At 67.0% G+C, this 23356-nt stretch carries 17 protein-coding genes and 1 pseudogene; 3 read left to right on the top strand and 15 right to left on the bottom strand.

Annotation, left to right across the window (positions count from 1 at the left end):
• Positions 1 to 49: 49 nt before the first annotated feature.
• The 10 genes from ED208_RS14740 to ED208_RS14695 form a co-directional block, all read right to left on the bottom strand.
• Positions 50 to 1147, bottom strand: coding sequence for an amidohydrolase family protein (locus tag ED208_RS14740; protein WP_123212687.1), 1098 nt, complete (start codon positions 1145 to 1147; stop codon positions 50 to 52).
• A 184-nt stretch (positions 1148 to 1331) separates the two neighbouring features.
• Entirely contained in the window at positions 1332 to 2705 is a 1374-nt protein-coding gene (locus ED208_RS14735) for a DUF1329 domain-containing protein (protein WP_123212686.1), read from the bottom strand.
• 45 nt (positions 2706 to 2750) lie between these two features.
• Entirely contained in the window at positions 2751 to 4364 is a 1614-nt protein-coding gene (locus ED208_RS14730; protein WP_123212685.1) for a DUF1302 domain-containing protein, read from the bottom strand.
• Positions 4365 to 4651: 287 nt separating this feature from the next.
• Positions 4652 to 5035 carry an MmcQ/YjbR family DNA-binding protein gene (locus ED208_RS14725; protein ID WP_199720635.1) on the bottom strand — a complete coding sequence of 128 codons (384 nt, stop codon included), beginning with the start codon at positions 5033 to 5035 and terminating at the stop codon, positions 4652 to 4654.
• Between the two features lie 68 nt (positions 5036 to 5103).
• Positions 5104 to 7683, bottom strand: coding sequence for an efflux RND transporter permease subunit (locus ED208_RS14720; protein WP_233575086.1), 2580 nt, complete (start codon positions 7681 to 7683; stop codon positions 5104 to 5106).
• On the bottom strand, positions 7680 to 8795 hold the full coding sequence (locus ED208_RS14715) for a beta propeller repeat protein (RefSeq protein WP_123212682.1): 1116 nt from the start codon (positions 8793 to 8795) through the stop codon (positions 7680 to 7682). The genes ED208_RS14720 and ED208_RS14715 overlap by 4 nt, the downstream gene beginning before the upstream one ends.
• A gap of 183 nt (positions 8796 to 8978) precedes the next feature.
• Positions 8979 to 10184 (bottom strand): acetyl-CoA C-acyltransferase, encoded by a 1206-nt coding sequence (locus ED208_RS14710; protein ID WP_123212681.1) that lies wholly within the window; start codon positions 10182 to 10184, stop codon positions 8979 to 8981.
• 247 nt (positions 10185 to 10431) lie between these two features.
• Entirely contained in the window at positions 10432 to 10887 is a 456-nt protein-coding gene (locus ED208_RS14705; RefSeq protein WP_123212680.1) for a MaoC family dehydratase, read from the bottom strand.
• A gap of 150 nt (positions 10888 to 11037) precedes the next feature.
• Entirely contained in the window at positions 11038 to 11835 is a 798-nt protein-coding gene (locus tag ED208_RS14700; protein WP_123212679.1) for an SDR family oxidoreductase, read from the bottom strand.
• Positions 11836 to 12032: 197 nt separating this feature from the next.
• Positions 12033 to 12458: an MAPEG family protein gene (locus tag ED208_RS14695; RefSeq protein ID WP_123212678.1), complete on the bottom strand. Its 426-nt coding sequence runs from the start codon at positions 12456 to 12458 to the stop codon at positions 12033 to 12035.
• 806 nt (positions 12459 to 13264) lie between these two features.
• On the opposite strand from ED208_RS14695, the pseudogene ED208_RS17830 reads away from it, so the two are divergent.
• Positions 13265 to 13474 (top strand): annotated as a pseudogene (locus ED208_RS17830) (integrase core domain-containing protein); the annotation flags it as partial.
• Here ED208_RS17830 and ED208_RS14685 read toward each other — a convergent pair.
• From ED208_RS14685 to ED208_RS14675, 3 genes are all read right to left on the bottom strand, one after another.
• Positions 13471 to 14010, bottom strand: coding sequence for a DUF6438 domain-containing protein (locus ED208_RS14685; protein WP_123212677.1), 540 nt, complete (start codon positions 14008 to 14010; stop codon positions 13471 to 13473). The pseudogene ED208_RS17830 and the gene ED208_RS14685 overlap by 4 nt on opposite strands.
• A gap of 84 nt (positions 14011 to 14094) precedes the next feature.
• A complete protein-coding gene (locus tag ED208_RS14680; protein WP_123212676.1) occupies positions 14095 to 19278 on the bottom strand; it encodes a PKD domain-containing protein in 5184 nt (1727 codons plus the stop codon).
• Between the two features lie 180 nt (positions 19279 to 19458).
• Positions 19459 to 19890: a hotdog fold thioesterase gene (locus ED208_RS14675; RefSeq protein ID WP_123212675.1), complete on the bottom strand. Its 432-nt coding sequence runs from the start codon at positions 19888 to 19890 to the stop codon at positions 19459 to 19461.
• Between the two features lie 108 nt (positions 19891 to 19998).
• Here ED208_RS14675 and ED208_RS14670 point away from each other — a divergent pair, with 108 nt between their 5' ends.
• Positions 19999 to 20658: an NAD(P)H-binding protein gene (locus ED208_RS14670; RefSeq protein WP_123212674.1), complete on the top strand. Its 660-nt coding sequence runs from the start codon at positions 19999 to 20001 to the stop codon at positions 20656 to 20658.
• Positions 20658 to 21449 carry a hypothetical protein gene (locus tag ED208_RS14665; RefSeq protein WP_123212673.1) on the top strand — a complete coding sequence of 264 codons (792 nt, stop codon included), beginning with the start codon at positions 20658 to 20660 and terminating at the stop codon, positions 21447 to 21449. Before ED208_RS14670 ends, ED208_RS14665 begins: the two co-directional genes overlap by 1 nt.
• A gap of 30 nt (positions 21450 to 21479) precedes the next feature.
• Here ED208_RS14665 and aroE read toward each other — a convergent pair whose 3' ends face one another.
• Entirely contained in the window at positions 21480 to 22361 is an 882-nt protein-coding gene (aroE, locus tag ED208_RS14660; protein ID WP_123212672.1) for a shikimate dehydrogenase, read from the bottom strand.
• Positions 22358 to 23356 (bottom strand): porphobilinogen synthase, encoded by a 999-nt coding sequence (gene hemB / locus ED208_RS14655; protein ID WP_123212671.1) that lies wholly within the window; start codon positions 23354 to 23356, stop codon positions 22358 to 22360. The genes aroE and hemB overlap by 4 nt, the downstream gene beginning before the upstream one ends.

The following is a 23356-nucleotide window of genomic DNA, read 5'->3' as shown; positions in this document are numbered from 1 at the left end:
AGGCCCCGCCTCTGAAGGGGACGGGGAACAGCGGACGGAAAGGGCTGGCTTACAGGGCGAAGGTTTTCAGCGCGTTCTGGCTGACGATCTTCCGGCGGTCGGCCTCGGGTATGCCGGCCTCGGCGCACTGGCTGATCACCTGCGCCTGCGAGTTGGGCCAGCAGGTGGCGGGGTGCGGGAAGTCGGTGGACCAGTACAGGCAGTCGGCGCCGAAGTAGTCGTAGAAGGTCTTCAGCCCCTTGGGCTCGTACATGAAGGTGGCGCCGCACTGCTGGCGGAAGGTGTCGCTGGGCTTCTGCTTCACGCCCGGGAACTGGTAGTGCAGATCCATGCGCGGGTCGAGCAGAGTCTCGAAGAACCAGGGGATCCATCCCAAGCCCGGCTCGACGAACACCACCTTCATCTTCGGATACTTCTCCAGCGTGCCGGTGAGGATCCAGAAGCACAGGGTCTCGGCCATCGGCGCCCAGGGTAGCGCGGTGAAGATGCCCTTCTGCGGCGTCGGATCGCGGCGGAACACGTCCCAGAGATCGGCCTTGAGGTCGAGGTGGTTCATGATCGTCAGCCCGGTCTCCTCAATGGTCTTCCAGAGCGGGATGTAGCGCGGATCGTGGTAGTCCGGCAGGCCGAGGTCGGCCGGGAACGGCGTGAGCTGCACGCAGCGCGCCTTGTTGTCGCGCGCCAGGCGGGTGACTTCGCGCACCGCGAAGTCGATGTCGATCAGCGGCAACTGGTAGGCGCAGAGCAGGCGGTCCGGGTTGTGCGCGGCAAAGTCGCGCATGCTGTCGTTGTAGCCCTTGAAGACTTCCTTCCAGTCATTGCCCATCAATTGCGGCGAGCAGATCTTGGCGCCGCCCAGCTCCGGAAAGATCACCTCGGCCTCGACGCCATCGCGGTCCATGGCCTTGAGCTTGTCGGCGGGGTTCTTGTAGCCGGGGTCGTTGGAGGCCTCGGGGTCCACGAAGTCTTCCAGATGCAACTGCGGCTGGCCGCCGCGCAGCACCTTGGCGGCATAGACCTCGGCCTTGGCCGTCGCCTCGTCCCAGACCGCGTGCAGCTCGCGGCGCAGGCGCTGCTTGATCCAGTCGTTGGTGAAATAGACGTGGGAGTCTGCGGAAACCAGGCGTTCCTTCTCGGCGACGGTCATCGGGGCTCCTCCAGACAGTTATAGGGTTCTGGCGGCACGGAGCCGCGGCGGCCGATCTAGCGGCTGCCGCCCGATTACAACGGTGGCGCTCCCCAGGCACCTGCCTCAAATGGGTGAGACTCACCAGCCCTGCGGAATAGCGACGCCCGGCCGAGACCGGGCGTCGCTCAAACAGCTTGCCGCCTCAATTGCCGCCGCGACGCACCCCATCCAACGTGAACTCGTTGGCGCCTGGTTCGCGGCGGTTGAACTGCGCCGAGGTCGGCTCCTCGCTGGTGATGTTCTCGGCGCTGTAGGCGCCGGACTGCAAGTCTTGATAGAAGCTGGCGTTGAGGTAGTAGAACTTGCCGTCGTAGGCGTAGGCCGCGCAGTTGGTGACCGCGCGCCAGAGCTGGCCACGGGTGTCGTAGTTGTCGGCCAGCAGCGCCTGCCAGGTGTCCTCCTCCACATAGAAGCGGCGCTTGCCGTAGACGTGGCGGGTGCTCTTCTTCAGCGTGCCCTCCACCACCCAGACCCGCCGCAGCTCCCAGCGGATCAGGTCGGGGTTGGGGTGACCCCGGGTGCTGATGACATCGGCATAGCGGGTGGCCGGGTCTTCCAGCCGGTTGGTGTGGAAGGGCACGTAGATTTCGCGCCGGCCGATCAACTGCCAGTCGAAGCGTTCCGGCGAGCCGTTGAAGCCGTTCTGCTCGTCCACCACCCGTGGACCGGTGGGCATGGGGTAGTCAAAGCCGACATCCGGCGACTTGCGCAGACGCCGCGAGCCGGGGTCGTACTGCCAGGCCTGGCGCGGCGCGCCGACGAAGTCGAAGGTGTTGACGGTGTAGGAGATCTTGCCGGCATCGCGCGGCGGCGCCTTCTGCACACTGATGCTCTGCGAGTAGACGCCGTCGTCCCAGTGCGCGCGGTCGTCGCCCTTCTGGTAGCGGTTGTAGGCGGCCAGCGTGGTGCGCGACCAGCCGACGCTGCCGCCCGGCTGCACGTAGGCACCGACATTGGGCGCCTCGTACATCCAGGCCGAGGGCGTGGTCATGATGTTGAACACCACCTCGATACCGGTCTTGGGGATAGGGAAGGCCGGCCCGCCATAGGCGCCCTTGAGCGTCAGGCCGTCGTTGGAAAGCTTGGCGCTGGTGGCGTTGAGGCGGACGTTGTCGTTGAGCTGGTCGCCGTAGCGGAAGTCGCGATGGGTCGGGTAGACCGTCATCCGATAGCTGCCGGGGTACTTGGCGAACAGCGCCTTCTGTCCCTCGCTCAAGCGGTCCTTGTAGGTGGCGAGGTTCTGGGCGGTGATGGTGAACAGCGGCTTTTCGCCGGGATAGGGATCGGGGTTGCGCTTGCCGTCGTACTTCACCTGCGGCGGCGCGCCCAGCCACTGGCCGGTCCAGGCCGGGATGCTGCCATCGGCATTGCCGGCGATCTCGGCACCGGTGGGGGTCAGGGTCTTGCCGAGTTGCGCCGCTTCCTCGGCACTCACCGCCGCCTGCGCGGCAGGCAGCAGACCGAGGCACAGCAGGCTCGCCAGCAGCGTGCGGGAGCCAGAACGGATTCGAAGCATGTGGATTCTCCTAAACAGGAAATCACCAAGTCGCCGGTGGGCGGCTCAGAAGCTGTACTTGGCGCTGAAGGCGAGGTTGCTGCGGTCGGCCAGCGAGCGATTGATCGGGTCTGGGGTGCCGTGATAGCCGTTGTAGGCCAGTTGCAGCTCCAGGTTTTGCAGGTACTTGAAGCCAAAACCCAGGCTGTAGCGCTTGTCGGCGGAGCCGGTGAGGCTGCCCAGCGCGCCGGCGATGGGCGACTTGCCCTTGAAGGCGTTGGCGTGCACCAGCGAGACGGTCAGATCCCAGCCCGGCAGCACCTGCTGGTAGCCGAACTGCGCCAGCAACTGGTAGGCACCGGCGCTGTCGCCATTGCTGGGCTGGTCGTAGCGGGTGCCGCCGACGGTGAGCGCCTGCACCTCGGTCAGCTCCACCCAGGAGGCCTCGCCGACCAGGGTCAGGGTGTCCCAGAGCGAGGTCGGCAGCAGCAGGCGGGTGAAGCCCAGGTTGGCCTGCACCGCGTCGCCGCGTCCCGGCGTGGAGCTGGGAGCGTTGATGGCGACGCCCGCGTCCTGCCGGTAGCTCAGTTCGGCGGTAAAGGCCGTCTCGAACAACTGCGTAGAGGCGCTGGCGCCGAACATCTGAATGTCGTCGGCGTAGGTGACGTGATAGGCGGTCGGCACCGGCACGAACACCCCGGGCGCCACCTCCAGCAGCGTGCCATCGAGGGTGGCGCCGACCGGATTCTTGTCGCTGTAGCGCAGGTAGTAGAGACCGGCCTCGCTGGCGTCGCCAAACTGGAACTTGCTGGAAATGCCCCACTGGCCGTCGTCGTCCGGCGCGAGGTCGGCACCGCGCGGCACCCGGTCGCGACCGAGCGGCGCCAGCGACGGCACCAGCAACACGCTGGCACCCGGCCCCACCACGTCGCTGCCGCTGAAGTAGGCGCCGGGCGGATTCAGCTCGGTGCCCTTCCACTGCCACTGCCAGTAGCCGGCAACGCTCCAGCGCGGCGTCAGGCCCCACTGGGCGTAGACCTGCCCGACCGGCAGCAGGATCTCCTTCACCTCGGTGCCCGGCACGTTCGACTTGGTGGCGTCGGCCGGCGACTGCGCGCCGCTGGCATTGGGGAAGAACAGGCTCTCGCCCCAGCTCACCACCTGATCGCCGACGCGCAGATCGAGCGCGGTCGAGCCTAAGTCGAAGCTGCTGTAGACATAGGCGTCGAGCAGCCGCGCGCGCATGCCGAGATAGCGCCGCGCCTCGGAGCTGAAGGCGGTGTTGTCGCCGCTCTTGTTGACGGTGCTCGGCGAGTCGTTGTCGTTGCTGTCGCGGTAGACCTGGTCGTAGAAGGCGCTGCCGCGAACAAACACGCCCTGCCGGCCCTGCTTCAGATTCAGCTCGCCGAGCAGCGCCAGGCGGTTGTTGATCATCGCGCCACCGGCGAAGTTGCGATTGCCGTCATCGGCGTTGACGTCGGCGGTCAGCGCCGGATCAGGGTCTTGCAACCGCCAGGCGGCGCTGTAGGTGAGGTTGGCCAGGTAGTCGAGCGACAGGCCGGGGCTCAGATTGACCGAGCCCGCCTGCGCCAGTGGCAGCCAGAGCAGGGGCGCCGCCGCGAGCAGCTTGTGTGCGGGGCGCCATGCACGCCGACCGCCGACCGTGTTGCCGGACTTCATTGTTATTTCTCCTCCCGGACTTTGTTGGATGTCCGGCTGAGGCGATCATCGGCAGCGCGGCGGGCGCCACTCCTACTCCGTGCAGACGATGACCTCAGGCCTCGCCGACGCGACCTGAACCGAGACGCCCGAAAAACTCCAAGGGATTCAGTCGCCCGCCGCGCGCGCGGCGGCGAGGCCGGCTCACCAGCGTTGACCAGAGTCCGACTGAACGGCAGCGCTGGGCCGACGAATGTCCTGCTGAACCGCCTGGCAGGCGGCGCATCGCCACCGCAGGACGGCGCCGGCTAGCCGTCCAGCAGGGCCATCAGCTTCTTGCTCGCGGCCGCGCGGTAGGCACTGGCGACCAGGTGTGCAAGCGCCGCGTCGTCGCAGCCATGCAGGTGCAGGCCGATCCATCCGTAGGCGCCGACATAGGGCGGACGGAAGATCGCCTCCGGCGAGGTTTCCAGCAGCATCGCCTGCGCACCGGGCGGCGCCTTCAGCCAGGCTGCGAGTCGGCCGTCGCCATGGTGGTTGTCGCTGTACATCGCGAAGATCTTCTTGTCGGCGTAGAAGCAGGGCGCCCCGTGCCCGAGCCGCTCGTTGACCTGCGGCAGCGCCAAGCAGGCACGCCGCAGCCGGGCCAGTTGCGCGCCGTCAGCATCCAGGGAGGCCGCGCGCGGCCGCACAAATTGTCCACCAGTGCCGCCGCCGTCTGCAGCTTTGGCGGGAGGCGGCCGGCGGCGCGTCGCCATGGCTAGGCCTTCTTGCCCTCGTTGCCGAAGAACCAGGCACCGAGCGCCGGCAGCAGGCAGATCGCGCCGAGCATGTTGACCACGAACATGAAGGCCAGCAGCAGGCCCATGTCGGCCTGTAGCTTGAGCGCCGACAGCGTCCAGGTACCCACGCCAATCGCCATGGTGATGGCGGTGAACACTGCCGCGCTGCCGCGCTGGCGCATCGCCGCCTCGAAAGCCTCGCGGAAGCTGGAACGATGCTCGCGCATCTCGTGCTGGATCTGCTCGAAGAGATAAATGCCGTAGTCGACACCGACGCCGACGCCGAGCGCCACCACCGGCAGCGTCGCCACCTTCAGGCCGATGCCCAGCATCGCCATCAGCGCGTTGCAGCAGATCGACACCAGCGCCAGCGGCACCAGCACGCAGAGCGTGGCCTTGAGCGAGCGGAAGGTGATGAGACAGAGCAGGGTCAGCGCGCCGAAGATGGCGAGCAGCATGGTTTCCTCGGCTTCCGCCACCGCCTCGTTGGTGGCGGCCATCACGCCGACGTTGCCGGTGGCGAGACGCAGGTTCACGCCCGGGGTCGGATTGGCCTCGATAAACTTTTTGATCTCGGCCACCACGTGGGCAATGGTGGTGCCGTCGTGGTTGTTGGTGAAGATCATCACCTGGATGGCCTTGCAGCCCTCGTTGTTCAAGCCCAGGTTGGGATCGAAGGCCTTGGAGCCGGTGGACAGCCCGGTCTGGGTGCGCGGCAGCGCGCGCCAGCGCGGGTTGCCCTCGTTGAAGGCGGAGATCACCAGCTTGCCGATGCCAGCGACGCTGGTCACCGAGCGCACGCCGTCAACGCCGCGCAGGTACAGCTCGAAGCGGTCGATCAGGCCGACCACCTCGTAGTGCAGGCAGGAGTCGCCCTCGAAGTCCTTGGCCTCGGCGATCACCGTCAACAGGTCGGTGCCGATGTTGTAGTTGCTGCCGATCACGTCGTTGTCGCGGTTGTAGCGCGAGTCCGGGCGCAGCTCGGGCACGCCGCGACCGAGGTCGCCGATCACCATGTCGCGCGACAGCACGGTGGCCACCGCCAGCACCGACAGGCCGATGCCGAACATCACCAGCGCGGTGCGCGGCTCGGCGCAGCGGCCGATCCACTTCCAGCAGCGCTCGCTGAAGCGGTTGTCGTTGCAGTTCTGCGCGCGCTGACGGTGGTGCTGCTTGCAGGACTCTTCCAGGCTGACGTGGCTGAGGATGATCGGCAGGATCATCTTGTTGGTGACGATCATCAGCAGCACGCCGATGCAGGCGGTGATGCCCAGCTCATGGACGATAGGGATGTCGATGAACATGATCACCGCGAAGCCCAGGGCATTGGTCAGCAGCGCCACCGCGCCCGGGATGAACAGCTTGCGGAAGGCGCTATCGGCGGCCTGCAGCGAATCCGCGCCGGCGACCACCTCGTGGCGCCAGGCGCTGGTCATCTGCACGGCGTGGGAGACGCCGATGGAGAAGATCAGGAACGGCACCAGGATCGACATCGGATCGACGCCGAAGCCGATCAGCGGCAGGGTGCCGATCAGCCAGAGCACCGGCAGCAGCGCCACCACCAGGGCGACCACCGTCAGCCGCACCGAACGCGAGTAGAAGTACAGCAGCGCCATGGTGATGAGAAAGGCCAGGCCGAAGAAGGCGAATACCCCGAGCAGGCCCTTGATGACATCGCCGAGCAGACGCGCGAAGCCGATGATGTTGACTTCGATCTTGGCGTTGTACTCGGGGTTGTCGACGGTCTCGACGCTGACCTCGCTGCCCTTCACCGGGATCACCTGCGGCGCGTCCTGCCCCTCGGCCGGGCGCAGCGCCTTGAAGGTCTGCATGAACAGTGCGATGCCGTGATCGACATAGCCTTCGGACACCACCTCGCCAGCCTTCAGCGGCGGGTGGTCTTCCTTGAGCTTGTAGACGTACTTCTTGGGGTTTTCGAAGCGGCCACGGATTTCCTCCAGGCGGTTCTGCACCTCCCAGTAGTCGACGCGCTGCTCTTCCTGCGGCTTGCTGGGGTCGTAGTCCTGCAGATTGGCGCGGATCAGCGCCGCCTTGCCGTCGTTGGCGACCAGCAGACCGATCTGGCCGGAGAGCTTGACGTTGTGACGCACCCGGTCGAGTTCCTCCGGCTGGCCGGAGAACTTCGCCGGCACCACCGGCTCGCCCTTGAAGCCGTCTTCGGTGATCTCGATGTAATAGGTATTGGGCGTGTAGATGGAGGCGACGGCGGTGCGGTTGATGCCGGGGATGAAGAACACCTCGTCGGTGGCCTTGCGCATCGCATCCATGAATTCCGGATTGTAGATGTCGCCCTCGCCCTTCCAGCGCAGATTCACCAGCAGGGTGTTGGCGCCGGAGAAATCCTTCATGTACTCCATCATCGTCCGCATGTACGGATGCTCGATGGGGATCAGCTTCAGGAAGCCCGGGTCGAGCTTGATGTGGGTGGCGCTCCAGCCGAAGAACAGGGTGACGGCGGTGAACAGCACCGACAGCGGCTTGCGCCAGCCCAGCAGCAGTGCGGAGCAGGCCTTGACGAAGTTCTCCATGCGCCTCATGGCTGCGCTCCGGTACCACGGTAGGGGTTGCGCAGGGCGAGACCCAGCTCGCCGGCGGTGAGCAGGTCGCCACTGTCGAGCGGCAAGGCGGCGGCGAGCCGCTGCTGCTCGCCCAGCGAGCCGAGCTTGAAGCTCTTGCCGCCGTCCTTCGACACCATCACCACCGCGTTCTCACCAACCAGGATGATCTCCCGGCGCAGGGTGCTGGTGGCGCCGAACAGCGACAGCGCCAGTGGTGTCTCGACCTTCACCCAGGTCTTGCCGCTGTCTTCGCTGCGGAAGACATTGCCGCGCATACCGTAGGCCAGCAGGCCTTTCGGCGGCAGCGCCAGCAGGCCGTAGAAGGAGCCGGTGTAGACCTGCGGCACCGCCGTCCAGCTCGCGCCCTCGTCGGTGGAGCGGGCGATCATGCCGCGCTCGCCGACCATCACCAGCGCCCCGTCGGCGGCGCGGGTCATGGCATTGATGTGGCCGTCGGCGATGCCGCCGCCGGTGCTGATGTTGGCGAAGGGATCGGCGTAGGGATCTTCCTCGGCGGCGTTGCCGGCCGTCGCGCTGGCGGCGCTGGCGTTCTCCACCAGCGGCTGCTGCCGCCAGGTCTTGCCGTCGTCGCTGGAGACCAGCAGCTTGCCGAAGGCGCCGAACGCATAGAGCTTGCCGGCATAGGGGCCGGCGATACCCAGCAGCGGGTCGGAGCTTTCGGAGTCGAAGCTGGCTTCCTGCCAGCTCTGGCCGCCGTTCTCGCTGCGCAGGATCCAGCCGTCGTGGCCGACCGCGATCAGGGTCTTGGCACCGACTGCCGCCATCTGGGTGAGCGCGCTGCCGCGCTGCGGTTCGACCTTGGCTTCGGTCCAGGGACCTTTCTCGCTGTCGGCGATCAGGATGCGCCCCTGCTCGCCCGCCGCCAGCAGCTTGCCGTCCGCTTTCAGCAGGGCGTTGATCTGCAAACCGTCCGGCCGCACCTCGGTAGCGGGGAACGGCGGCATCGGACGCGGCGAGAAGGCGTAGACCGCCGCCAGCAGGACGATCAGCGAAACCAGGTAGGACGGCCAGGCGCTGACCGCGCGGGCTGGCGTTATGCCCGGGCCGGAGCCCGGGGCGGTGCTTGCCATGCTGTATCTCCTCTGCTGCCCGGCCCGGTCATTGCCAGGCCCTGTTCAAATATGGAGCTTGTGCATCCTGCGGCTCCTTGTCTCCCCTGCTTCCAGAGGGGCGTTTGCCCTGAGTTTGCAATGGGCTGCGGCGGCCCGCCAGCGCGCGATCCACGACCGCGACCGGGAGCGGGCGCATTGGCTTTACGCCGTCACCTCGAACAGCCCTGCCGCGCCCATGCCGCCGCCGATGCACATGGTCACCACCACGTACTTCACGCCGCGCCGACGGCCTTCGATCAGGGCATGCATGACCATGCGCGCGCCGGACATGCCGAAGGGATGGCCGATGGCGATGGCGCCGCCGTTGACGTTGAGGCGGTCGGCGGGAATGCCGAGCTGGTCGCGGCAGTAGATCACCTGCACCGCGAAGGCCTCGTTGAGTTCCCACAGCCCGATGTCGGAGACCTTGAGCCCGGCCTGCGCCAGCAGCTTGGGCACCGCGTAGACCGGGCCGATGCCCATCTCGTCGGGCTTGCAGCCGGCCACCGCAAAGCCGCGATAGATGCCGAGCGGCTTCAAGCCACGCTTGGCGGCCTCGGCCTTGCTCATCAGCAGGGTGGCGGCGGCGCCGTCGGAAAGCTGCGAGGCATTGCCGGCGGTGATGTGCGCGCCCTGGGGCACGAACTTACCGTCCTTCCACACCGGCTTGAGCGCGCTCAGGCTTTCCAGCGTGGTATCGGCGCGGTTGCCCTCGTCCTTGGCCAGGGTCACCGCTTGCTTCTCGGTGGGGTTGCCTTCCTTGTCGTAGAGCTGCTTGACGGTCTCGAAACTGATCAGCTCGTCGCTGAACTTGCCAGCGGCCTGGGCGGCGGCGGTGCGCTGCTGCGATTGCAGCGAGTATTCGTCCTGCTGCTGACGCGAGATGCCGTAGCGCTGGGCGACCAGCTCGGCGGTCTCGATCATCTGGATGTAAGCGGCCGGCTGCGCCTTGAGCACGGCTTCGGAAACGAAGCGGTAGCTGTTCTTGTGCTTGTTCTGCACCAGCGAGATCGACTCCAGGCCACCGGCGACGACGATGTTCTGCTCGCCGGCCATGATGTTCTTGGCGGCGATGGCGATGGTCTGCAGGCCCGACGAGCACTGACGGTCCAGGGTCATGCCCGGCACCGTGTCCGGCAGGCCGCCGGTGTAGGCACAGAGGCGACCAAGGTTGTAGGCCTGGGTGCCCTGCTGCGCCGCGCAGCCGATCAGCACGTCATCGACCTCGGCCGGGCTGATGCCGGCGCGCTGCACGACTGCCTTCACCACCTCGCCACCCAGCACCGGCGCCTCGGTGTCGTTGAAGGCCCCGCGAAAGGCCTTGCCGATGGCGGTACGGGCAACCGAGACAATGACGGCTTCGTTCATGCAGCGCTCCGGGGAAACGGGAATGACAACGAGCCTAGGCGGCCAGGCCTGGGCAAGCCTCGTTCAAAAGTAGTAGCGCCGAACTTCGAGAATGCGTTCTCGAAATTCCGTCACCCGAAACCGCGGCAATGACGGCGAGTCGGTGAATTTCAGCCGCTGCTACGCACAGGCGGCCTGCAGCCGCCCTATGGGCTGAGACGGCGATTTTCAGCCGCTGCTAGGCGGCGGGTCTGAAAATCGCCGCGCCTCAAAAGTAGTAGCGGCTGATGGTGTCGGCGATGCAGGCCGGCTTAGCGCCACCCTCGATCTCCACCGTCAGGCGCAGCGTCGACTGCACGCCGCCGTCCTTGGTCTGCTCGACCGCGACGATCTCGCCCTTGCCGCGGATGCGCTGACCGACCTTCACCGGCGCCGGAAAGCGCACCTTGTCGCAACCGTAGTTGACGCCCATCTTCATCTGCACCTCGATCAACTGCGGCAGGAAGCGCGCCGCCAGCGACAGGGTGAGATAGCCGTGGGCGATGGGCGCGCCGAAGGGGCCATCCTTGGCCTTGACCGCATCGACATGAATCCACTGGTGATCGTCGGTGGCGTCGGCGAACAGGTTGACGCGCTCCTGGGTGACGGTCAGCCACTCGGTTTCGCCCAGCGGCTGACCGATGGCGGCGGTGAGTTGTTCGGCGGATTGAAAAATCTTGGGCATTGCAAACTCCACTATTCGGTTCCCCTCCCCCCTCGTGGGGGAGGGGTTAGGGGAGAGGGGGGCTTTTAGCTTTGAACTCTTTACGTTGCCTTCGGCAACGCACCCCTCTCCCCTGCCCCTCTCCCACAAGGGGAGAGGGGGAGCCTCTAACTAGGCGCGCTGACTCGACGCAGAAATGGTTTCGCCGACCAGATAAGACGAATAGTCGGAGGCCAGGAACACCATGATGTTGGCGATCTCCCAGGCCTCGGCGCCACGGCCGAAGGCTTCGCGCGCGGCCAGCTCCTTGAGCAGTGACTCCGGCGCCGACTTGCGCAGGTGGTCGTGGAAGACGATGGACGGCGATACCGCGTTGATGCGCACGCCGTAGTCGGCGGCTTCCAGTGCCGAGCAGCGGGTCAGCGCCATCACCCCGGCCTTGGCGGCGGCGTAATGCGCCTGCTCCTTCTGCGCGCGCCAGCCGAGCACCGAGGCGTTGTTGACGATGGCGCCACGACCACGCGGCTGCATCTTCTTGAGCATGGCGCGGGTCATGCGGAAGGTGCCGGTGAGGGTCACGTCCAGCACCTTCTGCCACTCCTCGTCGCTCATGTCGACAACCCGCTTGCTGCCGCCCAAGCCTGCGTTGTTGATGAGCACATCAACGCCGCCCAGCTTGTCCTCGGCGGCCTCGATCAGGGCCTGCACATCGGCCTCGACCGCGACATTGCCGACCTGGCCGAATACCTGCGCGTCCGGAAACTCCTTCGCCAGCGCCTCGGCCGCCTCGGCGGTGCGGCGCGGGTGGATGTCGGAGAGCATCAACGCGCGCGCGCCCTCTTCCAGACAGCGCTTGGCAGCGGCGAAGCCGATGCCGCCACCGGCGGCGGCGGTGATCAGCACCGAGCGGCCTTTCAGCAAGCCGTGGGCGGGGACATAAGCGGGTGCGACTTGCGGCGGTGTGGACATGCGGGCTCTCGTTACCGAGCCGCGAGTGTGCCGTTTTGCCTTGCCGGTGCGCCTACGTCAGAAAGACGAGAGCGACTACCCCTCCGGCGCTGCGCGCCACCTCCCCTATTGCATAGGGGAGGCAGCAGCAAATGCCTCCCCTGCGCGCAGGGGAGGTGGCGCCGTAGGCGACGGAGGGGTTCCGCGCGCCCGCAGCGTCAAAACACCTGCATCGCCGCCCGCGCGGTGAAGGCGATCAGCACTAGCGAGGAGAGCAGAAACAGCGTGAAGCGCACCTCGATCACATTGAACAGCGACTGCCAGATGCTGTGCACCACCCGCAGGCCGACATAGGCCCAGGCCAGCAACTGGCTCCAGTAGCTGCTGTCGTCGAGCACCGCCAGCGTCAGGCAGATCGCGTAGAACAGCGTCGGCGCCTCGAACAGGTGGTTGTAGTTGTCGGCCTTCCAGCGCACCCCGGGCGGCAGCCGGTTCATCAGCTCGCGCGGCGGGATGCCCGGGTCCAGCATCAACTGCTCGCGCTGGATCGCCGGGATGCGGGTGGCGTACATCCACAGCCACATGAAGTGCGTCCAGGCCACCAGGGCGACGACCGGGGCCAGCAGGGGTGCGGCGAATGACATGGGTGATCCTCAAGCGGAGGGATGACGCGGCGATGATAGCCGCAGCCGAATACGGTTACGGGTCGCCTTCGGAACCACCACCTCCCCTCGCCCGCAGGAGGGCGCTCCCCTACCGCCTCGACCCGTGGGAGCGGTGGCGGCCCATATGGCCATGTGGATGGGAAGCTGGTCTTGGAGAGAGCTCGGCGCTTCAAGCAGAGAGCCGGATGAACAGTCGTCGAGCATGCCCGAGCGACGTGGCGTGGGAGAATGCGGTTGGTGGATCGCATTACTCGGTTTCGACTTACAGCGGCAGCATCGGAAACGGGCATCTCTGAGCGGACGGCGGCGAAGTAGAAAGCCCGGCTTCTGGCGGTGGGTGAAGCCCGTCGAGCCGCCTAAAGCATCAGCGTGGGTATTGGAACGCCAATCAGAGCGCCAGACGATCCGGGTGGTGGCCTCTCATCGAGGCCCCGCTAGTGGTGCGCTGCGAGAGGCCATGCTGCATCTGCATACCCAGAAACTGGAACGGATCGAGAAGATCCAGGCATCTGCATCACCGACAATAAAAGTGATCGCCTCCACCCTGGAGCCGAGAAGAGCTGCATCCGACCATCGACGGCCACAGGCGACTGGCCTACCCGGAGGTGCTCCGCGACGATCAGAAAGGCACGACGACAGGCTTCCGACGGCGGGCCTTGGCCTGTTTTCCGAACAGGGCATTTCGATTCAGCGCCTGATTGCAGACAACGCCCCCATCGCTCCATGCCCTTCCACGATGCGCTGACTGATCGGGGCATCCGCCATGTCTTCACCAGACCCAAACGCCCAGAACCAATGGCAAAGCCGTACGGGTCGCACAGACGGCGCGGCGAGAATGGGCCTATGCCCATGCCTATAACCACTCCAGCGAACGCACCGACCAGCTTGCACGATGGAACCACTTCTACAATCACCACCGACAACACTCAGCAATCGGCTTCCGCCCTCCCATCAGCCGCATCCCCATGAATAACGTATCGAACCTCAGCACCTAGCGATCCAAACCCTCGCGGATCCAGCGCCGACTATTACCAGCCTCGTCGATGGCGTCCGGCAGAGCGCGTAGTTCGGCAGGCGCCGCCTGGCAGCCGTGGTACAGCGTCAGCCGGCGCGACTGCCCGTCCAGCGTCCAGTCGATGCGGCTGCTAGGCATGTCGGTCGCCACCGTCCCGCAGCCGGGCTGACCAGGACGGTAGACATCCTTGAGCCGCGCGAGGGCGGGCGCGCGTAACTGTTCCAGCAGTCGCGCGAGCGCGGCTGGATCCACTGGCCCCTGCACCGACTCCAGCACCGCGACATGGCGCTCGCCGCTGAACTCGGCGCGGCCCGCAACCAGGCGCAGCCGGTACTGCGGACAGCGCCCGAAGCAGGCGCCGCGCTCCAGGCGGATGTCGTAGTCGCCGGACGGCACAGCCGACTCAGGAGCAGCCGATGGCGGCATGGCTGTCGGCGGTGGCTCGGCGGCGGCGCAGGCGCCGAGTGACAGCGCCAGCAGGAAGTAGGGGGCCGCGCGCGTAGCGGACTGGGTCATGGCGAACTCCCGGCAACGGAGGGACCAACAAAAAATCCCGGAGCGGCCTGCGCCGCTCCGGGACCGGAACTTACCGCCGGGGCCTCAGACTGGGCGGCGACGGCGCAGCAAGCCCGCACCCAGCGCCGGCAGCAGCAGCCACAGACCCAGGGCACCGCCGCCGCTGGAGGAGATTTCCACCGGCTTGACCAGCACGCTCACCGAGTCGGTGCTGACAGCGCCCAGACTGTCGGTGACGGTCAACTGGAACACGTAGACGCCGACCGCCGAAGGCTCGACCACCGCCTGCTCGCCACTGGCATTGCTGATCGCCGTGGTGGGGCCGCTGGTCTGCACCCAGGCATAGCTCAGGCTGTTGCCGTCCGGATCACTGGAGGCACTGCCATCCAGGGTGCTGCGGCTGCTACCAGCGAACACCGAACGATCCGGGCCGGCATTGGCCACCGGCGCGCGGTTGACCACCACAGTCACCGTGTCGGTGCTGGTCACGGCGCGACTATCGGTCACGGTCAGCGTGTACACATAGCTACCCGCTACCGTCGGCGTCACCGTCGCGGTCGCCTGATCGGCATTGACCACCGTAACGGCCACCGGACCGGAGGTCTGCGTCCAGGCGTAGGTCAACGCCCCGCCGTTCGGATCGCTCGAAGCCGTGCCATCCAGCGTCGCCGCCGCGCCCAGCAGGATCACGCCATCGGCTCCGGCATTGGCTACCGGGGGAAGGACGACCACCAGGGTCACCGTGTCGGTGCTGGTCACGCCGTGGCTATCGGTTACGGTCAGGCTGTACACGTAGGTACCCGCCACCACCGGCGTTACCGTCGCGCTCGCCTGATCGGCGTTGACCACCGTAACGGCCACCGGACCGGAAGCCTGTGTCCAGGCGTAGGTCAGCGCGTCGCCATCCGGATCACTCGAAGCTGCGCCATCCAGCGTCGCCGCCGCGCCCAACGGCACCTCACCGTCGGCACCGGCATTAGCCACCGGCGCACGGTTGACCACCACAGTCACCGTGTCGGTGCTGCTCACGGCGCGACTATCGGTCACGGTCAGCGTGTACACATAGCTACCCGCCGCGATCGGACTCACCGTCGCGATGGCCTGATCGGCATTGGTGATAGCGCTGGTCGCCGGACCAGAGGTCTGCGTCCAGGCATAGCTCAGTGCATCGCCATCCGGATCACTCGAAGCCGCGCCATCCAGCGTCGCCGTCGCACCCAGTAGGATCAGGCCATCGGCACCAGCATTGGCCACCGGCGGACGGTTCACCACCACGGTCACCGTGTCGGTGCTCGTGACGGCGCGGATGTCGGTGACGGTCAGCGTGTACACATAGGTCCCGGCCACCGTCGGCGTCACCGTCGCGGTCGCCTGATTGGCATTGACCACCGTGCTGGCCGCCGGACCGGAGGTCTGCGTCCAGGCGTAGGTCAGCGCATCGCCGTCCGGATCGCTGGAGGCGGTGCCGTTGAGAGTCGCCGCCGCGCCCAGGAGGATCAGGCCATCGGTGCCGGCGTTGGCCACCGGCGCACGGTTCTCAACCACCCCGTCTTCCGCCACGACATTGCTGAACGGCAGGTTGGTGATGCCGGTGAAGCTGACATTGTCCACCGCCCAACCGAAGTCACCGACGCCGCTGTCGCTCACCTGACGGAAGCGCAGCTGCACGGTCTTGCCGGCGTAGGCGGTACCGAAGCTGAGCGTCACCGGCTCCAGGAAGCCGCCATTGGCACCGAAGTTGTCGCCGACGAAGCCGATATGGGCACCGCTGTCGTCCGGAGTCGGGGTGCCGTCCGGCCCCAGGGCGATGAAGTAGCCGTTGTAGCCATTGCTGGTGGTGAAGCTGCCGCCGGCATCGGCCACATCGGTCCAGGTGGCGCCGTTGTCGTCGCTGATCTCGATGATGCCGCCGTCGTAGCCGACCGGCGTAGACCCGTCGAAGCCGGCGAACTCGAACTGGAAGTAGTGCTCGAAGCTGATCGAGAAGTCGCTAGCGCCCACCACCAGAGGCGGGGTGGTCAGGCGCACATCGGCGAAGCTGCCGTTGTTGGGGGTGAACCACAGCAAGCCGGTGCCGAACAGGAACGGCGAGGGCTCACCGTCAACCACGGTCCACCCTTGGCCGCTGCCGATCAACTCGGAGCCCCAGTCCTTCACGGCGGCGAGCGGCTGCTCGATGTCGTCGCTGGCGCGCTGGGCCGCTGCCAGGTCGTAGTTGACGACGATCTGGATCTGCTCGGAACCGGCTTCCAGCACTTCGTCGGCGGTGTCGCCGACCTGCGGGAAGTCGATGGTGAGCGTCAGTACCTGGGCGGTGGTGGTCGCCGAGTTGAGCTTGACGGTGATGGTGCCGGTAGCGACGTCGCCGTAACCAATCGGTGCCGCCTCGGAAGCCGGGAAGCTGATGCTGCCACCGTTACCGAAACTCACATCGCCGTCCGAGCTCAGATTCGCGACCACTGGCGTGGTGAGGTTCTTAGTGCCGTTGCTGCGGATCTTCAGCGTCAGCAGCGCGGTCTCGCCCGGATCCAGTTCGCCATCGTTGTCGAGATAGCCTTCGGCCCCGTTGAAGTAGCCAAAGTCCAGCGCGGCATCGACCACCTCGAAGCTGCCGGCCTCGGCGACGTAGCTTTCCACCACACCGCTGTTGCTGCTGTCATTGCGGTCCGGCGCCACCGCGCCCACGCCCATGCCGCGCTTGGCGAAGGCTTCGGCGAACAGCGTGAAGTCGTCGGTATCGCTGGCGTACACCGCCGCCAGCAGGGCATCGCGCGCTTCCAGCAGGGTGGGCATGTTGGGCGTCATCTTGAGGCCGGCGATGACATAGGCCTTCATCCGGCTCTGGGCGTCGAGGAAGCTGCGGCCCGGTACGTTGAGCAGGCTGGCATAGGCCTCCCACAGGACGTTGGCCCAGATCTCGCCGATGTTGTGCACTTCCGAATTGCTGGCGCCGTTGGCACCGAAGGCAATCGGTGCAGTGGTCGGCAGCGGCACACCGTCCTCAATGTGCTGGAAGGTGAGCGGGAAGATCGCGAAGTCGGTCGAGTAGGGCGCGCGACGGATACCGAAGTAGGCATCGCCAGTGGAGTAGATCGACTGCGGATAGGCGCCCTGGTAGCTGTCGTTGCCGGCCACCGAGCGGTCTTCCGGACGCACCGTCAGCAGCATGCCGCTGAAGTCGCTCCAGCCCTCGCCCATGCCACGGCCCTGCTGGCCGGACAGGCCCAGCGCGTTGCCGATCAGACGGTTGCTGGTGTAGTGGAACCACTCGTGGGCGACGATCTGCGCGTCCACGGCGCTGTCGACATCGGCGGCCGCCTCGCGGAGCAGATGACCGGTCACGGTCGTCGTACCAATGTTGGTGCGGATGGTCTGGCCATCGGTCACCGACACCGACAGGGTGCCGATGGTGATCGGGGTGGCGATGGTGGGATCGTCGGCGAGCCCCGGCGCGACGCCCGGCTGGTTGTTGGCCAGGATCACGCCGACCGCGCCGGCGTTCTGGGCGTTGAGGGTCTTGGTCTTGAACGTGCAGGTACCGCGATTGACCAGCACGATCTTGCCGGCGACGGCGGCGGCATTGTTGAAGGCGGCGCAGCCGTTCAGCGGGTCGCTGGCGACCACCTCGGCGGTGACATCGAAGGTCGTCGGGCCAAACGAAGCGGTGTTGACGCCCACCGAGTACGGCGAGCCTCCGGTCGGCGACAGCGTCAGCGCGCCCGCCGTGCCATCGAACAGGTACTGCTGCATGCGCGGGCTGCCGCCGTCCGGCGGCGTGCTCATGTTGGCGTTGTTGCGGCCGCTAAAGTCCTGAGCTTCAGCAAGCAGCACATCGCCCTCCACGCCGCCACGGCCGTAATTGCTGGCCTGGGCGTTGCCGGCCGCCTCGTCGAAGCCGGAGTCGTACCACCAGTCGTGCAGCCAGTTGTTGAGGTAGAACAGATCCACCACCGCGAACTGCCGCTGGCTGGCGGTGGTCGGGTCGGTATCCGGCGCGTAGGGGTAGTCGAAGCTGTTGGCGCCGCTGACGCTGGCGCGCTGGTCGGTGGTGCCTTCGTCAAAACCCTGCCCCGAGGTCACCGTGCCGTCGGCCAGCGCGGTGCCGAACAGGTCGAGGTAGGCATCGACATTGTTGCCGCGGGTCTCGGTCGCTCCGGCCGGCAGCCAGGGGTCGTTGGTGGAAATCGGACCGTGGTCCAGAGTGACCAGATTGGCCGGCACCGGTACCCGCGCGCGCGTGCCGTTGCCCGGCGTGCCCACGAACGGTGCGAAATCATTGCCTAGCGGGCCGTCAAACGGCTGGAAGATGCCGGAGGCATCTGCGTAGACGCGATAGCTGTAGGCCTCGTATTCGATCAGGCTCTTGCGGAACAGCACCCGGCCGTCGTCGGCGGAGATCAGATAGCCGTAGGCGTACTCATCGGCCAGATCGACGCTGCGGGCCTGCACCTCGGCGTAGTAGGCCGGCACCAGCTTGCCTTCCATCGGGTACCAGAACTTGCGGGTACGCAGCTCGCCGGAGGGGCGAATCTCGCCGTAGGAGGGGCCAGCGGTATAGAGGCTGTAGTCCCCCTTGCTGCCCTTGCGCGCCAGACTCAGCGCCGACGCCGGCTCGCCGCTGAAGTCGGCGAAGGCGATGGCCAGCGCCTGTTCCGGCTGCAGGCGGAAGCCCTTGGCGGAAAGCTTGCTCGCACTCGTGGCATCGACGGCGGCGAAGTTGCCGGAGGTCGCGACCAGCTTCATGCCCCGGTCCATCAGCACATTGACCTGCTTGCCGAACACCGGCACGCCCTGCAGGCGCTGCTGGTAGCGGGCGATGATCGGGCCCTTGCCGCTGTCCTGCAGATCGAGCAGTTGCGCGTTGTCGAGATCGCGCTTGCCGAGATTGAGCTGGCTCGCCTGACGGCCGAGGTATTCCAGAGCCGCCGACTTCGCCATCAGTTCCGACTTCAGCGGCGCCAGCGTCGCGCCGGCGCGGCCGGGCTCGGCCCAGAGGAAGGTGGTCGCGCCCTGCTGGGCATCACGTTGCGAACGGTAGCCGCCAAGCGAGGGCAAACCCTTGGCCGGCAGCTTGATGCTGGCGCGGTAACGCCCGGAACTGATTGGCTCTGCCAGCTTGCGCCCGATCGCCTGCGGACTCAGCACTTCGGCGGAGCGGGCCAGGTCGATGCCGATCAGGCGGTTGGAGGGGCTGCTCTGCACCGCCGCTGCGGCGGCGCTGGCACTGAGCACGAGGGAAAAAAGCGCGACGACGAGCTTCTGCGACATTCATGTCTCCCTGCTGATGGCAGCACGTCCGGCGCTGCCTGGCACTGATTGCGAAATCGGCCGTCCAAGTCGATGACGACCGCCACCCTTGTGTGGTCCGAGAGTAGAACGCCTTGCGGCGACATACAAACCGGAAGCCGGCGACCCGCAAAAACTCTGCCTGCTGCGAGCCGGCCGGGCCTAGACCTTGGTCTTGCTCACCACCGCGACGGTCAAACGCGAGATGCAGGCCAGTTCCCCGGCCTCGGTCTCGATGCGGATCTCCCAGACCTGGGTGCTGCGGCCAAGGTGCACCGGCCGCGCCGTGCCGGTCACCGTGCCGCTGGTAACGCCGCGCAGATGGTTGGCGTTGATCTCCAGGCCGACCGCGAAGGCCTCGTTCGGGTCCAGGCACATGTTGGCGCCGAAGCTGCCCAACTCTTCGGCCAGCACCACGTTGGCGCCGCCGTGCAGGCGTCCGTAGGGCTGCTTGGTGCGCTGGTCCACCGGCATGGTGCCGCGTACGTAGTCCGGGCCGATTTCAGTGACCTTGAGCCCGATGTGTCCGCTCATCGAATTGGTCGCCATCTGCTGCATCTGCTCGGGGGTGGTCTGCCACTTCCAGATACTCATGCCGCTTCGAGCCTCGTTCAGATCGTTTTGTGGGTGAGCCGGCATCGTAACGCGGCACGCGATTTGCTCGGCTAAACTCGGCCCCACATTAGAAATGACGCCGCAATCATGCCGCGCGACACCGCACTCACCGCCCTCGTAGCCGGTCCGACCGGCGCGGTCGGCCAAGCCCTGCTGGCCCAGCTGCTGGCCAATCCCCGCTATGCGCGGGTCAAAGCGCTAAGCCGCCGTCCGCTCGGACTCCAGCATCCCAAGCTGGAGGAACTGCGCTTCGACGGCGAAAGCCTGGCCGGCCTGGGCAGCTCCCTGGCCGCCGACGAGGTCTATTGCTGTCTGGGCACCACCCAGAAGCAAGCTGGCAGCAAGGCCGCCTTCGAGCGTGTCGACTATCACCTGGTGCTGGCCGTCGCCCGCGCCGCCAAGGCCCAGGGCGCGCAGAAGTTCCTGGTGGTGTCGGCGGTCGGCGCCTCGCTGCGCTCACCCTCGTTCTACTCGCGGGTCAAGGCGCGCACCGAGCAGGCGCTGCGCGAAGTCGGTTTTGAAACCCTGCACATCCTCCGGCCCTCGCTGCTGATCGCCCACCGGGACGATCTGCGCCCGGCGGAATGGCTGGCGATGCAACTGGCGCCGCTGCTCAATCCCCTGCTCACCGGCCCGCGCGAACGGTATCGCGCCGTGACCGTGGAAGCGGTCGCGGCAGCGATGATCGCCCTGGCCAGCCGCAACACCGTCGGCGCCGAGGTGCATCACCTGCCGCTGGCGGACTGATGCGCCGGACGCCGCAGCGGCTCGGCCTGGCGCTCGCGCTGGGGCTGGTCTTGGCGCCGGCCACCGAAGCCGCGCCGCCCAGCAACCTCGATGCCTACGCCATCGGCTTGCAGAAGGCGCTGGCACAGCTGGGTGGCGATCCCTTTGATCCGGAGTCGCAGGCCGTCCGCAGGCAGGCCCTGCTGGCCCGCCAGGCCGGCCAGGAATTGCGGATACCGGCCCCGCCCAAGGGCATGGATCGGATCGGCGCCGGCCAGGGGCTATGGCCGCTCCGCTACCAGGACGGCCGCTTGTGGCTGGAGTTTTCCACCAGCAATTCGCTGAGCTACGGCTCGATGCTGGCCGACGCACCCTGGAACTACTGGACCACCGACCTCAGCCGACCAGCCCGGGGAGAAACCGCCGCCGATGGCCGCGCCTGCCGGCAGTATTCGCAGCGCAGCGGCTATGGCCTGTTCGTGGAAACGCCACGCGGCGCCCGCTATTTCGTCGACGACCAGTACCGCCTTCCAGGCAGCACCCCCAGTTGGAGCTTTCAGCCCGCGGTTTCGGAACTGAGCTTCGAAACCAGCCTGGAGCAGGCGAAAGCGCTGGCCGGCCGGCTCGAGACCCAGGTACGGCTGGCGGCGCTGAGCGGCATCGAGCGCATGGACGGCAACGAGGTGCAGGCGACCCAGAGCCGGCACTGCTATTCCGGCAGCCAGACCATGCTCCAGGTCCGTCTCGACCAGCTGCGCCTGATCGACCGCCACAGCGGCGAGGACGTGGTGCGGATTCGCTTCAGCTACTGAGCCGCACCGCGCAGGCCGACGATCTTCGACTCAGTCCTGCGCGGTAGTACGCGGATGCGGATGGCGGTGGCTGGCGCCGCTGCCGCAAGGCTCGGGCGTGCGCAGGGCCGCCAGCACCGGCGCAGTCTCGGGCCTGACGCCGCGCCAGATCTCGAAGGCGGCGGCAGCCTGCTCGACCAGCATGCCCAGACCATCGGCGCTGAGCACCGCACCCTGCGCCCGCGCCCAGGCGCAGAAAGGCTCGGCGGCAGTGCCGTAAGAGAGGTCGTAGCAAACGCCGCCCTCGGCGACGATCTGCCCCGGCAGGCGCGGCAGCGTGCCGGCATGGCCGGCGCTGGTGGCATTGATGACCAGATCGTAGCGGTCGCCCTTCAGCGACAGATGCGTGCGCGGCACGATCGGGCCCAAGGCCTTGAACTGCTCGGCCAGCTCCTCCGGCTTCCAGGGATTGCGGTTGGACACTGCCAGCTCGGCCGGCCGTTCGGCCAGGATCGGCGCGATCAGCCCGCGCGCGGCGCCGCCGGCGCCGAGCAGCAGCACGCGCTTGCCGGCGAGCGCCACACCAAGGTTCACCGTCAGATCGCGGATGAAGCCGACGCCGTCGGTGTTGTCGCCGGCCCAGCCGCTGGCGGTCCGCACCAGGGTGTTGACCGCGCCGGCGAGCTTCGCACGCTCGCTCACCGATTCGCACAGCGCCGCCACCGCCAGTTTGTGCGGCAGGGTGACGTTGAGGCCCTGATAGGGCTCGGCGTGCAACTGCGCCAGCACGTCGGCGAGCAGCTCCGGCAGCACTTCCACAGCGTCGTAGCTGAGCTTCTGGCCGGTCTGGCGCGCGAAGGCGGCGTGGATGAAGGGCGACTTCGAGTGGGCGACGGGGTGGCCGATGACGGCGTAGCGGTCGAGTTCGCTCATGCCTTTTCCCCCAGCCAGACCGCCGCCTGCTTGGCGTAGTAGCTGAGTACCAGATCGGCACCGGCGCGGCGGAAGCAGAGCAGCGCCTCCATCAGCGCCTTCTTCTCGTCCAGCCAGCCGTTGGCGATGGCGGCCTTCAGCATCGCGTACTCGCCGCTCACCTGGTAGGCGGCGGTCGGCACCCGGAACTCGTCCTTCACCCGCCGCACGATGTCGAGGTAGGGCAGGCCCGGCTTGACCATCACCAGGTCGGCGCCTTCTTCCAGATCGAAGGCGACTTCGCGGATCGCCTCGTCGCTGTTGGCGGGGTCCATCTGGTAGTTGCGCTTGTCGCCCTTGAGCGCGCCGCTGGAGCCCACCGCGTCGCGGAACGGGCCGTAGAAGGCACTGGCGTACTTGGCGGCGTAGCTGAGGATCAGGGTGTTCTTGTGGCCGTCTCGCTCCAGCACCTGGCGGATGTCGCCGATGCGGCCATCCATCATGTCGCTGGGCGCGATCACGTCGCAGCCGGCACGGGCATAGACCAGGGCCATGCGGCGCAGGATGCCGCTGGTGGCGTCGTTGTCGACATTGCCGCGCTCGTCGAGCAGGCCGTCGTGACCGTGGGTGGTGTAGGGGTCGAGCGCGACATCGCACATCACCCCCAGCTCCGGCACCGCCTGCTTGATCGCCTTCACCGCGCGCGGCACCAGGCCGTCGGCATTGAGTGCCTCGCGGCCGTCGTCGGTCTTCAGCGCCGCCGGAATCACCGGGAACAGCGCCACCAGACGGATGCCCAGCGCGTACAGCTCGCGGCATTCGGTCACCAGTTCATCGAGGCTCAGGCGGCGGATGCCGGGCATCGAGGCAATCGGCCCGATCAGCTCGCCTTCGGCGACGAACAGCGGCTGGATCAGATGTTCCGGGGCGAGCTGCGTCTCGCGCACCAGGCTGCGGATGAACTCGGCCTGCCGGGTACGGCGCAGGCGGGTGGCGGGAAAGCGGCCCAGACTCAC

Origin of the sequence: Stagnimonas aquatica (assembly GCF_003730135.1) — a bacterium.
GTDB classification, from domain to species: domain Bacteria; phylum Pseudomonadota; class Gammaproteobacteria; order Nevskiales; family Nevskiaceae; genus Stagnimonas; species Stagnimonas aquatica.
This window is presented reverse-complemented; position numbering and strand designations above follow the sequence as displayed.

Coding starts and splice junctions, on each gene's coding strand:
- ED208_RS14730 (WP_123212685.1), bottom strand. CDS start 4,364: ATGAAGTCCGGCAACACGGTCGGCGGTCGGCGTGCATGGCGCCCCGCA.
- ED208_RS14705 (WP_123212680.1), bottom strand. CDS start 10,887: ATGCCCAAGATTTTTCAATCCGCCGAACAACTCACCGCCGCCATCGGT.
- ED208_RS14680 (WP_123212676.1), bottom strand. CDS start 19,278: ATGTCGCAGAAGCTCGTCGTCGCGCTTTTTTCCCTCGTGCTCAGTGCC.
- ED208_RS14740 (WP_123212687.1), bottom strand. CDS start 1,147: ATGACCGTCGCCGAGAAGGAACGCCTGGTTTCCGCAGACTCCCACGTC.
- ED208_RS14700 (WP_123212679.1), bottom strand. CDS start 11,835: ATGTCCACACCGCCGCAAGTCGCACCCGCTTATGTCCCCGCCCACGGC.
- aroE (WP_123212672.1), bottom strand. CDS start 22,361: ATGAGCGAACTCGACCGCTACGCCGTCATCGGCCACCCCGTCGCCCAC.
- ED208_RS14710 (WP_123212681.1), bottom strand. CDS start 10,184: ATGAACGAAGCCGTCATTGTCTCGGTTGCCCGTACCGCCATCGGCAAG.
- ED208_RS14715 (WP_123212682.1), bottom strand. CDS start 8,795: ATGGCAAGCACCGCCCCGGGCTCCGGCCCGGGCATAACGCCAGCCCGC.
- ED208_RS14720 (WP_233575086.1), bottom strand. CDS start 7,683: ATGAGGCGCATGGAGAACTTCGTCAAGGCCTGCTCCGCACTGCTGCTG.
- ED208_RS14675 (WP_123212675.1), bottom strand. CDS start 19,890: ATGAGTATCTGGAAGTGGCAGACCACCCCCGAGCAGATGCAGCAGATG.
- ED208_RS14670 (WP_123212674.1), top strand. CDS start 19,999: ATGCCGCGCGACACCGCACTCACCGCCCTCGTAGCCGGTCCGACCGGC.
- ED208_RS14685 (WP_123212677.1), bottom strand. CDS start 14,010: ATGACCCAGTCCGCTACGCGCGCGGCCCCCTACTTCCTGCTGGCGCTG.
- ED208_RS14665 (WP_123212673.1), top strand. CDS start 20,658: ATGCGCCGGACGCCGCAGCGGCTCGGCCTGGCGCTCGCGCTGGGGCTG.
- ED208_RS14695 (WP_123212678.1), bottom strand. CDS start 12,458: ATGTCATTCGCCGCACCCCTGCTGGCCCCGGTCGTCGCCCTGGTGGCC.
- ED208_RS14735 (WP_123212686.1), bottom strand. CDS start 2,705: ATGCTTCGAATCCGTTCTGGCTCCCGCACGCTGCTGGCGAGCCTGCTG.